Source organism: Micromonospora sp. DT233, from assembly GCF_049841815.1.
GTDB lineage: Bacteria > Actinomycetota > Actinomycetes > Mycobacteriales > Micromonosporaceae > Micromonospora.
In genome coordinates this window covers 623,500-634,361 of the sequence record NZ_JBNCLB010000003.1, presented here as the reverse complement: position 1 = coordinate 634,361, position 10,862 = coordinate 623,500, and the positions used below count along the sequence as shown (strand labels likewise).

Annotated in this window: 8 protein-coding genes; 3 read left to right on the top strand and 5 right to left on the bottom strand. The window is 75.3% G+C overall.

The window, feature by feature from the left end:
• Positions 1 to 172 precede the first annotated feature (172 nt).
• Positions 173 to 904 (top strand): DUF3824 domain-containing protein, encoded by a 732-nt coding sequence (locus ACLQ2V_RS10965; RefSeq protein WP_425718270.1) that lies wholly within the window; start codon positions 173 to 175, stop codon positions 902 to 904.
• 136 nt (positions 905 to 1,040) lie between these two features.
• Here ACLQ2V_RS10965 and ACLQ2V_RS10960 read toward each other — a convergent pair whose 3' ends face one another.
• The 4 genes from ACLQ2V_RS10960 to ACLQ2V_RS10945 all read right to left on the bottom strand — a co-directional run bounded on the left by ACLQ2V_RS10960 (position 1,041) and on the right by ACLQ2V_RS10945 (position 6,121).
• Complete coding sequence (locus ACLQ2V_RS10960) at positions 1,041 to 1,424, bottom strand: VOC family protein (protein ID WP_425718269.1); 384 nt, start codon at positions 1,422 to 1,424, stop codon at positions 1,041 to 1,043.
• 227 nt (positions 1,425 to 1,651) lie between these two features.
• Positions 1,652 to 4,192 carry a malectin domain-containing carbohydrate-binding protein gene (locus ACLQ2V_RS10955; RefSeq protein ID WP_425718268.1) on the bottom strand — a complete coding sequence of 847 codons (2,541 nt, stop codon included), beginning with the start codon at positions 4,190 to 4,192 and terminating at the stop codon, positions 1,652 to 1,654.
• A 43-nt stretch (positions 4,193 to 4,235) separates the two neighbouring features.
• Positions 4,236 to 5,369, bottom strand: a complete 1,134-nt coding sequence (locus ACLQ2V_RS10950) for a sensor histidine kinase (protein WP_425718345.1) — start codon at positions 5,367 to 5,369, stop codon at positions 4,236 to 4,238.
• 83 nt (positions 5,370 to 5,452) lie between these two features.
• Positions 5,453 to 6,121 (bottom strand): response regulator transcription factor, encoded by a 669-nt coding sequence (locus ACLQ2V_RS10945; RefSeq protein ID WP_425718267.1) that lies wholly within the window; start codon positions 6,119 to 6,121, stop codon positions 5,453 to 5,455.
• A 156-nt stretch (positions 6,122 to 6,277) separates the two neighbouring features.
• On the opposite strand from ACLQ2V_RS10945, the gene ACLQ2V_RS10940 reads away from it, so the two are divergent.
• Positions 6,278 to 7,513: a C39 family peptidase gene (locus ACLQ2V_RS10940; RefSeq protein ID WP_425718266.1), complete on the top strand. Its 1,236-nt coding sequence runs from the start codon at positions 6,278 to 6,280 to the stop codon at positions 7,511 to 7,513.
• Between the two features lie 13 nt (positions 7,514 to 7,526).
• On the opposite strand, the gene ACLQ2V_RS10935 is transcribed toward ACLQ2V_RS10940, so the two are convergent.
• Positions 7,527 to 8,855, bottom strand: coding sequence for a PQQ-binding-like beta-propeller repeat protein (locus tag ACLQ2V_RS10935; RefSeq protein ID WP_425718265.1), 1,329 nt, complete (start codon positions 8,853 to 8,855; stop codon positions 7,527 to 7,529).
• A 142-nt stretch (positions 8,856 to 8,997) separates the two neighbouring features.
• Here ACLQ2V_RS10935 and ACLQ2V_RS10930 point away from each other — a divergent pair, with 142 nt between their 5' ends.
• The gene (locus ACLQ2V_RS10930; RefSeq protein ID WP_425718344.1) at positions 8,998 to 10,857 is read left to right on the top strand and encodes a hypothetical protein; all 1,860 of its coding nucleotides are present in this window, start codon (positions 8,998 to 9,000) and stop codon (positions 10,855 to 10,857) included.
• Positions 10,858 to 10,862: the final 5 nt, after the last annotated feature.

The window sequence follows — 10,862 nt, the reverse complement described above, 5'->3', positions numbered from 1 at the left end:
TGTGCGCTCCCCCCCGCCGCCCCCCCCCCCCCCGGCGCGGGGCGCCCCCCCGGCCCCGGGGGCGGCGCCCGCCCCCCGCGATCGTCCGTTCCGGGGTGCACGCGGTGCCGGGGGTGTCGCACCGGCTGGTTAAGATCACCGCTCCTGATCACACCCACTGGAGCTGATTCACATGTCCCAGCCGTCGGGCACCCCCGACCCGCAGCAGCCGCAGCAGTCGCACGGCGAGCAGCCCGCCCCGCAGCAGCCGGGCGACTACCCGCCCTCGCCCGCCGGCCAGCCGTGGGACGGCCCGGCCGCCGCGTCGACGCCGCCGGCACCGAAGAAGTCCGGGGTCGGCCGGATCCTGCTGATCGTCCTGGCCGTGGTCATGGTGCTCTGCCTCGGCGGGGCGCTGATCACCTGGTTCGTCGTCAAGGACGACGTCAAGGACGTCGTCGACGCCACCAACACCCGGGTGGTCACCCCGAGCACCCTCGCCGGCCGGCCGCAGATCGACGACCCGGAGCTGAAGAAGCTGGCCGACGACATGATCACCGAGCTGCGGTCGAAGGTGCAGAACGAGACCGGCACCGTCGGCGCGTTCTACGGCGACATCGCCAAGCGGGACATGGTGATGGTCGTCGCCGCCTCGGGCGTGATGGCCGACCCGAAGAAGGAGCTGGACGACGCGATCGCCGGCCTCAAGACCGAGCTGGCCGTCACCGAGGTGAGCGCGGTCGAGCCGGGCCCGCTCGGCGGCGAGGCCCGCTGCGGCAGCGGCAAGGTCGCCGGCACGCCGGTGGGCGCCTGCGTCTGGGCCGACCGGGGCAGCATCGGCATGGTCGTCATGTACTTCAAGACCGGCGCCGAGGTGCAGGCCGACTTCGTCGCCATGCGCGGCCAGATCGAGCAGCGCTCCTGAGCCACGCCTGACCGGGTCCCCTCCGCCGAGAAGGCGGAGGGGACCCGTCGCGTTCACCGGGTCGGACGCGGCCCGGCCCACCCGTGTGGGTCCGCCGCCCGGCCGGCTATCCCGGCGCGACCGCCCGGCGGACCGGCTACGCCGAGGCGGCCCGCTCAGCGGCGCTGCGCAGCACGCAGAACTCGTTGCCCTCCGGGTCGGCGAGCACCACCCAGCCGGTGCCGTCCGGGTGCCGCCGATCGTCGACCTGGGTGGCGCCGAGGCCGAGCAGCCGCTCGACCTCCGCGTCCCGGGGCCGGTCGGCCGGCTCCAGGCACAGGTGGACCCGGTTCTTCACCGTCTTGCCCTCCGGCACCTCGAGGAAGAGCACGGTCTCCCCGTCGGCGGTGAGCACCATCGCCTCCGGGTCGCCGGGGAAGTCGTCGGGCTGCCGCTGCGTGCCGAACACCTCGGCCCAGAAGCCGGCCAGGGCGTAGGTGTCGTGGCAGTCGAAGCTGATGTTCCTGATCCGTGCGCTCACGGTCGTTCCTCCGGGTGGGAGTGGGAGCGCCCCGCAGGCTCGGCAGATGTCAGCGGCGGGTGGAGCGGGGCGCGGGACACGTCGTGGACATCAACCGCACCTCCCTCCGGCCGTCGGGCTGACGGCGACCACCCTGCCCCAGGACGGCAGCCGGGGCAACAGCTTTTCGGCGTACGAGAAACGGCCCAGCCCCGCGCGGACGCGGGACCGGGCCGGACGGGTGTCGCCTACGGGCCGACGAAGACGGCCCTGGCCCGCCAGTCCACCCCGTCGACGGCGGGGCCGCTGACGGTGGTGAACGCCCCGGCGGGCACGCCGCCGGCCCACGCGGTCGAGGCGAGCGCCCCGGTCGAGCGGCTGACCCGGTACAGGGTGCCGCCGGCCAGCAGCAGCGCCCCGGTGTCGGCGAACCCGGTCACTCCCGCCACGGTGAACTTGTCGGCGCCCACCGCGCCGCTGTCCGGGGTGAACCAGCGCCAGTACAGCCCACTGGCGCCGGCGAGGGTGTAGTAGAGCCGGCCGGCGGTGTAGGCCATGCCGGTGACGTTGCCGATCTCGGCGTAGAAGTTGCTGGTCACCCCGGCGTACGTCTGGCCCTCCGGCCCGGAGTCGGTCTCCACGGTGTCCCAGTACGGGTGGTGGTACGGGTCGACCGGGCTCGGCACGCCGAAGGTGGTCCCGTCGAAGGTGCGCCGGTGCAGCGCGCCGTTCATGCCGTAGAAGAGCGTCCCGCCGACCCAGAGCGCGCCCTTCGCCGTGGACCAGGCGGTGCCGTCCGGGCTGGTCACCGGGGTCGGCGCGCCGACCGTGCCCGCCCCGTCGTACGAGCGGGCCTGCACCTCGTCGCCGGTGCCGGCGGGCGGCGGGCCGGTCTTGACGATCTCGATGGCGTCGACGAGCGGGTTCTCCGTCACGTGCCCGAAGTCGATGTCCACGGTGCCGTCGCTGACGACCGTGAACGACCGCATGGTGCCCACGTCGTGCCCCGGAGTCACCGCCAGGTCCAGGTCGTTCAGCACCAGGGTGCCGTCCAGGGTCACGTCGAAGATCCGCTGCCCGGGGGCGGACGTGCCGGCGTACCGGTTGGCCAGGTAGAGCCGGACCTCGACCTCCGTGCCGGCGGGCACCGGGAAGTCCCACTCCATCTCCGGCCCGCCGTGGGCGTCGTAGCGCTCGTCGGCGTAGAGGGCGGCCGGGGTGCCGGCCGGGACGGCGCCGTCCAGGCTACCCACGGCGGCGAAGCCGGAGGCGGTGCTGCCGGCGTTGTGGTACGGGCTGGGGTTGCTGGTGTCGTCGGCGCTCCAGTCCGGGCCGCCCGCGACGGCCGGCACGGCGGGACCGCCGGCGTTGACCCGGTACAGCACGTTGGTCGGCGCCGGCACCCCGGCCTGGTACACGGTGCCGGGCAGGCCGGCGGTGCTGGTCGGGTGCGGTCCCGCGCCGCCGGCCAGCGGGAAGAACGCGATGCGCTCCCGGCGGTAGGTGAAGTTGCCGATCCACGAGTGGTCCGAGCCCAGCCAGAGGCCCTGCGGGGTGACCAGCAGCTCGGTCACGCCGTAGCCGCGCGGGTGCCGGCCCGGGTTCCACGACAGCGGCAGGCCGTTGCGCGGGTCGAGGGCGGCGATGCTGGCCCGCCCGATCGCCCCGGCCTGCGGGCTGTCCGCGCCGAAGCTGTTGTTCAGCCAGCGCAGGTGCCCGCCGACGTAGACCGCCTGTTCGCTGACGCCGACCGAGAGGAAGGTGTCGCCGCCGGAGTAGTTCACCCAGGTGGGCTGCTGGTCGTCGCCGGTGGCGGCGGCCTCCCAGCGGGCGGCGGTGTCGCAGAGCGTCCCGCCGTACGCGCCGCCGGTGGTGGCCACCACGAAGTAGCTGCCGTCCGGGGCGAAGGCCACGTCCCGCAGGTACGAGTCGAACGACTTCCAGGTGCAGCGCGGGGTGTAGCGGCTGGTGTCCCAGTCGGCGACGGTCGCCGCCGTGGCACCGAGGTCCAGCTTCACAATCTGGTCGTGCAACACCCCGTCGGCCCGCTTGAAGTTGCCGATCACCACGAGTTGGGTGCCGTCCGGGGAGAGCGCGAACTTCTCCACGCCGACGCCGGCTCGGGCCCCGCTCACCCCGTCGTAGTTGTGGTTCTCGGTCAGGGCGGTGGTGAGGTAGCCGTCCAGGGCCCCGGTGGTGGCGTCGAGCGAGGCGAGGCCGCCGCGCGGGTTGGCGTTGCCGGCGGTGGTGAAGATCCCGCCGACCAGCAGCCGGTTGCCCGCCACCGCCACGTCGTCCACCAGGCCGTTGAACGCCGGGCCGGCGAAGCTGGTGACCGTGGCCCCGGTGGCGACGTCGACCAGGGCGACCTTGCGCCGGGTCACCCCGTTGACCGTGTTGAACTTGCCCGCCAGGTAGACGGTGCCGGCGGTCGGACCGGCCGCCACCGCCGATACCTCGTTGTCGACGGTCGGGACGAAGGCGGTGTCCACCGTCCCGGTGGCCTTGTCGAAGGCGAGCACGTAGCGGCGCACGATGTCCACGTCGGAGCTGCGGTTCTGCACCTTGGTGAACGAGCCCGCCACGATGATCTTCGTGCCGGCGTCGTGGATGGCGTACACGGTGCCGTCGACGATGTCCGGGGAGGCCGCGGACGGAACGGCGGAGACCAGGGTGGGGTGCGACGGCGTCGCGCCCGCCGGAGCGCCGACGGCGAGGCCGGCGATGGTGAGGGCGACGGCGGCGAGGGCCGCCAGGGTGCGGCGGGGCAGGGCCGGGGGGTGGATCACGGGCAACTCCCGAAGCGCGGGCGGACGGAAAGGGGGGGTCGGGTCAGGCGGTGTCGGCGGCGGGGAGGGTGACGGTGACCTCCAGGCCGCCGCCGGGCTGGGCGACGACCCGCACGGTGCCGCCGTGGGCGTCGCAGACCGCCCGGACGATGGAGAGCCCCAGCCCGGAGCCCCGGGCCCCGGTGCGTTCCTGCCCGCCCCGGCGGAACGGCTCGAACAGCCCCGGCACGTCGGCCTGGCTGACCTCGAAGCCGGTGTTGGCGACGACCAGCCAGGACGAGTGGCCGTCCGTGCCGGTGCGGACCCGGATCCGGCCGTCCAGGTGGTTGTAGCGGACCGCGTTCTCGATCAGGTTCCCGGCCAGCCGGTCCAGCAGCCCGGGGTCGCCGACGACCGGGGCGGGTTCCAGGGACGTCTGCACCCGCAGCCGGATCCGTTCCACCTCCCGCCGGACCGCCGAGAGGGCGTTGGCGGTGCCGGCGGCCAGGTCACACTGGGTGCGCCGGCCCAGCCGCCGGCCCGTCTGGGCCTCGCTGCGGGCCAGCACCAGCAGCGCGTCGACCAGCCCGTTGGCCCGCTCGGAGGCGTCGCGGACCACGGTGGCCATCCGGCGGTACTCGGCGGCGTCGGCCTCATCGTCGCTGAGCGTCACGTCGATCTCGGTACGCATCACCGCCAGCGGGGTGCGCAGCTCGTGCGAGGCGTTGGCGACGAAGCGCTTCTGCGCCTCGAACGCCACGGCGATCCGGTCCAGCATCGCGTCGAACGTCTTGGCCAGCTCGGCCACCTCGTCGTCCGCGCCGGACCAGCCGATGCGCTGGTCGAGGGTGGCCTCGCCGAGGCGCTGGGCGGTGGCGGTGACCTGGTGCAGCGGGCGCAGCGCCCGCCCGGCCACCAGGTACGCCCCGGCCACCCCGACCACGCTGATCGCCAGCAACGCCCCCAGCCCCTTGGCCAGCAGCTCCCGGGAGGCGGCGTCGACGAGTTGCTGCTGCCACTGCCCGGCGTCGAGCAGCCGGCCGTCGGCCAGCAGCACGGTGGTGCCGGGCACGAGCGCGTCGGTGGGGCGCAGCGCGTCACGCACCAGCAGCCAGGCCAGCAGCACCAGGATCGCCCCGGCGCCCACCAGCAGCACCCCGTTGAGCAGCGTGAGCCGCAGCCGCAGGGTGGGCCGCAGCCGCAGGCTCGGGCGGCGCAGCGTCGGACGGGGCAGCGCCGGGCGGGGCAGGGTGCGCCGGGTCGCCTGCCGGGGTGTGGCGGTCACGCCGGCCCCTCGGTGGTGCGGTAGCCGGCCCCGACGACCGTCTCGATCAGCGGCGGGTCGCCCAGCTTGCGGCGCAGGGTCATCACGGTGACCCGGACGATGGTGGTGAACGGGTCGGTGTTGGCGTCCCAGACCCTTTCCAGCAGCTCCTCGCTGGAGACCACCGCGCCGCGCGCCTTGAGCAGCTCGGCCAGCACCCCGAACTCCTTGTTGGTCAGGTCGACCGGGGTGCCGGCGCGGGTCACCACCCGGCGGGCCGGGTCGAGCACCAGGTCGGCGACGGCGAGCACCGGCGGCGCGGCCGGGGTGGCCCGCCGGCCGAGCGCCTGCACCCGGGCCACCAGCTCGTCGAAGGCGAACGGCTTGGGCAGGTAGTCGTCCGCGCCGAGCTGCAACCCCTCGACCCGGTCGGCGACCGTGCCGCTGGCGGTGAGCATCAGCACCCGGGTCAGGGTGCCGGAGGCGGCCAGCTCGGCGCAGATCTGGTCGCCGTGCATGCCGGGCAGGTCCCGGTCCAGCACCACCACGTCGTAGCGGGTGACGAAGGCCATCTCGTGCCCCGTGTCACCGTCGTAGGCGACGTCCACGGCCATGCCGCGTTTGCGCAGCCCGCGCGCGATCGCGTCGGCGAGGTTGCGCTCGTCCTCGACCACCAGTACCCGCATGCGCGACCTCCCGCCGGCTGACCTGCCGACAACCTACTGCCGCCGGGCAAGCCGCCGTCGCCCGCCCGTGGCCGGGCCGCCGCGCCCGCGCTCTTGGCAAAATTCTTCGGGTACGGGATGCTTCCCGGCGCTGATCTACGGCGAGAGGGAGCGGCGATGACCGGAGCGAGCACGGCTTCCCAGCAGGACATCCACTTCCGGCGGTTCCGCCTGCCGGCCGACCTGCCCGCCGGCACCGCCGAGGGGGTCGCCCCCGCCCCCGCTGCTGCCGCCGCCTGCGGTGGCGCGGCGGCCCCCGGTGCGGTCCTCGCCGAACCGACCGGCCGGCTCGCCCACCCCGAAGACCCGACCCGCCGGTACGACGCGGCGAGCTGGACCTCCCCGCCGGTGCACACCGGCTTCGCCGTCGCCGAGGTCGTCCCCTCCTGGACCGCCGACACCCCCGACGGCTGCGGCCTGCACGTCGAGGTGCGCGGCTGGCACGCCGACGCCCCCGCCACCGGCTGGTACACCCTGGCCCGTTGGGCGGCCGACGACGAGCCCTTCGGCCGCACCACGGTGGCCGACCAGCGGGACGCCGCCGCCCACGTCGACGCAGACACCCTGGTCGTCACCGGCGCGACGGTCACCGGCTGGCAGGCCCGGGTGACCCTGCTGCGGCCGGCGGGCAGCGCCGCCACCCCGGTGCTGCGCCAGGTCGGCGCGGTCGCCTCCGCCCCCCGCCCGGCCGACCCGGCCGGCGCGGTCGACCCGGCCGCCGAGGGCGGGGAGCGGGCCGGCTGGGGGCGGGTGCTCGACGTGCCCCGGTACTCGCAGCGGCTGCACGGCGGCGACGAGCGGCGCTGGGGCGGCGGCGGGGACTCCTGGTGCAGCCCGACCAGCGTCTCCATGGTGCTCGACTACTGGGGTGCCGGCCCCAGCCCCGACCGGTATGGCTGGGTCACCCCGGCCGGTCATCGGCCGGTGGTGGTGCACGCCGCCCGGCACTGCTATGACCCGTCCTACGGCGGGGCGGGAAACTGGGCGTTCAACACCGCGTACGCGGGCCGGCACGGGGTGGACGCCTTCGTCACCCGGCTACGGTCGCTGGCCGAGGCCGGGGCGTTCATCGCCTCCGGGGTGCCGCTGGTGGTCTCCACCAGGTTCCGCCGGGGCGACGTGCCGGGGCTGGACTACGACACCCAGGGGCACCTGATGGTGCTGGTCGGCTTCACCGCCGACGGCGACCCGGTGCTCAACGACCCGTACGCCCCGGACGACGCCGGGGTGCGCCGGATCGTGGACCGGCACCGCTTCGAGCCGGCCTGGCAGGGCAGCCGGGGCGGGCTCGTCTACGTCATCCACCCGCCCGACGTGCCGCTGCCCCCGCCGCCGGCCCAGCCCAACTGGTGAGCCGGGAGGCGCGTCAGCCGCCCAGCCGCCACCAGCCGTACGCCCCGCTCGGTCGGCGGCAGACCAGGTCCCAGCCGTCGGAGTGGCAGTCCCCCGCCGTGTCGTGGAGTACGCCCAGGTGCCGGGTCACCGCCCGCACCGGGTCCAGCTCGGCGACGAGCAGGCCGCCCTCCCGGGTGCGCCGGGTGCCGAGCAACGGCCCGTCCGGGTCCCAGTCGTCGGCCAGGTCCCACCTGCCCAGCTCGGCGACCGTCCGCCCGGTGGCGGCGTCGAGTACGGCGAACGGCATCCCCGCCGGCGCGTCCGCCTCGCCCTGGTCCGTGCCCACGACGACGAGCAGCCGGCCGCCCCGGGACGTGACGACCCACTGCAGGCGCGGGATGGCCGAGCCCGGCCGGCCCGTCGCCGGGTCGAGCATCGACAGCCCGGCCTCCGGGCTGCCCGCGCAGAGCAGGTCGGCGCAGTACGACAGCTCCTGGCTCGGGGCGAGGTCGAGCTCCCAGCGCCGGTCCAGCCCGCCGAGCCCGTACGCCGTGACGCGGCGCCGGCCGGAAGGGTCGCCGGTGATCACCAGCAGCAGGTCCGCGACGATCTGGACGCCCTGGTACTCCCGCAGGCCGCCGGCGGAGGGCTCGCGGGTGGCGAGAACCTCCCCGGACCCCGCGTCCCGCACCTCGATCCGCCCGGACCCGCCGACCAGCGCCACCCGGTCGATCTCCACGCCCCGGTAGTGGAGGGCCGTCCGGTCCGGGCCGAGCGGGGCCGACCAGCGCAGCCGCCCCGACGCCAGGTCCACCACGCGCAGCGGGATCGGCTGCTGACCGCCCTCCCCCCTGCTGAAGCCGAAGAGGAGCAGCCCGCCGCCGGCCGTGCGGGTCGCGGAGCCGGACAGCCGCCACCGTTGCCGCCCGCTCGCCGCCTCCACCGCAACCGTCTCCGGCCCCCCGTTGGAGTGGTCGCCGGTGAAGAGCACCAGGCCGCCGTGCTCCTGCCCCTGGATCTCGCCCGCCCCGAAGGGCAGCGCGGCCCGCCACAGCGGGCGCAGGTCACCGCCGGCGCGGGTCGGCGGCGCGTAGGCGGTCATCTCGCGCGTGCCGCCGCCGCCCAGGTTCTCGGGGGCCGCCACGTAGACCCGGCCGCCCAGGACGACGAAGTCGCCGCCGACGCCCCAGGGGACCAGCGCCGAGAGGGTTGGCGCGGCCGGCACCGAGCCGGCCAGGGCGAGCAGGGCCAGGGCCCCGGCCAGCGCCACCCGCAGCGGCCGGCCCACCGACCGGGGCGGGCGCGCCGGCGGGTCCGGCTCCACGTCGTCGCGCAGCTCGCCGAGGTCGATGACGCTCACCGGCGCTCCTCTCCGGCGGGGGCCGTCCGACCCGCCTGTACGATGGCCCGTCGTGGCTGTGCCGGTGAAAGACCCCTCGCTGAACCCCGACCCCGATTCCGCAACCGTCGCGGCGCAGGCCGCGCCGGCCGGACCCGACGAGGTGGGCACCGGCACACCGGGGCGGCCCCGACGGCGACCGAACCGGGCTGACGCCCTCGCCATCGGAGCCTATGTGCTCCTCGGCGTTCTCGTGTGCCTGAACTACTGGGGCGACGTCGGCAACCGGGTGTCGTCGCACCTGCCGACCGACCACAGCTGGTTCGAGTGGCTCTTCTCGCACGGCCAGTACTCGCTGTTCCACCTGGAGAACCCGCTCTTCAGCGCCCGCCAGAACGCCCCGGACGGGGTGAACATGATGGCGAACACCTCGCTGCTCGGGGTGACCCTGCCGCTGGCGCCGGTGACGTGGCTGCTCGGCCCGCAGGTGACGTACGCCCTCTATCTCGGCGGGGCGCTCGCGGCGACGGCCGCCACCTCGTACTGGATGCTGTCGCGGCACCTGGTGCGCTCGCGCGCGGCGGCGTTCGTGGGTGGGGCGTTCCTCGGCTTCGCGCCCGGCATCGTGCACCACGCCAACGGGCAGCCCAACTTCGTCTCCAACTTCCTGCTGCCGGTGATCGTGGCCCGGGTGCTGCGGCTGGGCCGGGCGGGGCGGAGCTGGCGGCGCGACGGGCTGGTGCTCGGCCTGCTGGTGGCGTACCAGATCTTCGTCAACGAGGAGATGCTGCTGCTCACCGCGCTGGCCTGCCTGGTGGTGGTGGCCGCCTACGTGGTGCAGCGGCCCCGGGCCGCGCGGGCCCGCCTCGGCGGCTTCCTGGCCTCGCTCGGCCTCGGCGGCGGGCTGGCGCTGCTGCTGACGGCGTACCCGATCTGGTTCCAGTTCAACGGCCCGCAGTCCTACCGGGGCCTGCAGGGCGGGGTGTTCCACAGCTGGGGCGAGGACCTGATGGCCTTCGTGACCTTCGCCCGGGACACCGTCGCCGGGGACGAGGCGGTGGAGAAGACCATCGGGCTGACCGAGCAGAACAGCTGGTTCGGCTGGCCGCTGGTGGCAGTGGCGCTGGTCGCCCTGGTGCTGCTGGTCCGCCGGTCGCTGGCCGCCCGGATCGTCGCCGTGCTGGTGGTGGTCTTCACCGTCGCCTCGATCGGCCCGGTGGTGCGCTTCGACGGCGCCGAGACCACGATCGACGGGCCGTGGTCGTACATCTCCGACGACCTGCCGCTGGTGGAGATGATGATGCCCACCCGGATGGCGCTGGTGGTGGCCGCCGCCGTCGGCGTGCTGCTCGCCCTGGCCTGGGACGCGCTGGCCCGCACCGCGCCGGCCGCCGGGGCGCGGGTGCCCGCGCCACGCGCCGGGACCGACCCGCTCGGCGCGGTGGCGGCGACCCCAACCCAGGCCGACGGCCCCGCCCCCACGCCGGCCCGGTCGCGCCGCTGGCTGCGCCCGGTCGGGTACGCCGCCCTGGCGCTCGCCGTGCTGCCGCTGCTCCCCCGGCCGCTGCCGGCGCAGCAGATCGACCCGCCGCCGCACTTCATCACGGCCGGCGGCTGGGAGCCGTTCGTGCCGGCGGGGCGGACCCTGGTGCCGGTGCCGATCCCCAGCAACGTGCACGGCCTGCCCACCCTGCGCTGGAGCGCGCTGACCGGGCACGCCTTCCCGGTCCCCGGCGGCTACTTCATCGGGCCCAACGCCGACGGCGAGGGCGTCTTCGGCGCCCCGAACCGGCCGACCAGCACCCTGATCTACGCCACCATGGACTCCGGCACGCTGCCGACGCTGACCGACGACAACCGCCGGCAGGCCGTCGAGGACCTGCGCTTCTGGAAGGCGTCGGTGGTGGTGCTGGGCGCGCATCCCCGCGAGGCGGTGCTGCGCGACCTGATGACCGCCCTGCTCGGCCCGGCGCAGCGGGTCGACGACGTCTGGCTCTGGGACGTCCGCCCGCTCGTCGGCTGAGCGGC